This window comes from Bacillus sp. DJP31 (genome assembly GCF_049310945.1).
Taxonomy (GTDB): Bacteria; Bacillota; Bacilli; order Bacillales; family SA4; genus Bacillus_BS.
The window spans coordinates 1-1,093 of the sequence record NZ_JBMERO010000091.1; the positions used below are offsets into that span (position 1 = coordinate 1).

Genomic DNA, 1,093 nt, shown 5'->3' on the forward strand with positions numbered 1-1,093 from the left:
ATTGGGTGTAAATCTCGAATTAACTGATCATTTAATTAGAACAGGTAATGTCCTATTACGATTCTATATGTTCAACTTTCATCTCCAGTATTTATTGAAATTGCAAATGAAATACATGCAGCTGTTTATGAAAGGATTTGAAACTTTCATATTTATTGCATATTAGTTCTTTGTATCCCGATCAACAGATTTATATCCTAAACTAATGTTTTGTTCTACTGATGGAAAAAGATAGATCAGAAAAAACTACTTACAGATCTATATCAACAAACTAATAAAGCAGATATAGATAAAATTAGTTTTCAATCATTACTACAAACTTACATATACTACTATATGTAAGAAATATTCTCTAAAGATATAGTTCAAGAAGACACTATATGATATATTAAATGGTCATATTAATAGCCTCTCTCAATAATCACATTCTATCTGGTGGAAAGTTATTATTGGATACTATTAATGAAGTGAAATGATTATATAAACCAAAATCGGTTAAAAACAAAGGTCCTCCACTTGAGGACCTTTGTTTTTAGATATATTTTTTTAATTTCCTTTTTAAAACTTACGCATTAGTTCACTCTTTCTAATAACCATTGTATAAAATCTTCTCTCAATACCCTCTTGGATCTCCCGATTTTTAACAAAGGAAAACCTACCTGATCCATTAATTCATAGACAGTTGGCTTAGAAATTTTTAAGATTTGAGAGATCTCTTTAGCAGTTAATACTACTGGATAATTAATAAATTCATTATTTGTGGTTAAACTTTCTTTTGTTTTCATTAATTTTTTTCCTCTCCATGTTCCAATTCAGTTAGCCATTGTTGTATTAATATTAAAGCCTTTTTTCTCTGAATTCCTTCATTTACAATCAACTCTTCCTTCTCTATATACTTTTCTTCCATAAAAGAACAACCTCCTTTTTGTGAAGGATGTTCCGAATCTATCAATTTAATAGCTTTGTACTTTTAAAAGTACAATCGATAAATAGGAAAACTTATACACAATGGTTTTTCCGATCTGTATTTTCCAATAATCGTATAATTTATCTGACTACTGATAACTGTCTCCCGGTAACCAATCAAAATATT

General features: G+C 28.2%; 2 protein-coding genes. Both read right to left on the reverse strand.

The genetic code is table 11. The annotated features are described in order from the left end of the window. Positions 1-572 precede the first annotated feature (572 nt). Positions 573-785: a helix-turn-helix domain-containing protein gene (locus ACOI1C_RS22545; protein WP_422512875.1), complete on the reverse strand. Its 213-nt coding sequence runs from the start codon at positions 783-785 to the stop codon at positions 573-575. Next, positions 785-907 carry a hypothetical protein gene (locus tag ACOI1C_RS22550; RefSeq protein ID WP_422512876.1) on the reverse strand — a complete coding sequence of 41 codons (123 nt, stop codon included), beginning with the start codon at positions 905-907 and terminating at the stop codon, positions 785-787. Before ACOI1C_RS22550 ends, ACOI1C_RS22545 begins: the two co-directional genes overlap by 1 nt. Positions 908-1,093: the final 186 nt, after the last annotated feature.

Bases quoted from the DNA above. Each gene is read 5' to 3' on its own strand.
- ACOI1C_RS22545 (WP_422512875.1), bottom strand. From the start codon at position 785: ATGAAAACAAAAGAAAGTTTAACCACAAATAATGAATTTATTAATTAT.
- ACOI1C_RS22550 (WP_422512876.1), bottom strand. From the start codon at position 907: ATGGAAGAAAAGTATATAGAGAAGGAAGAGTTGATTGTAAATGAAGGA.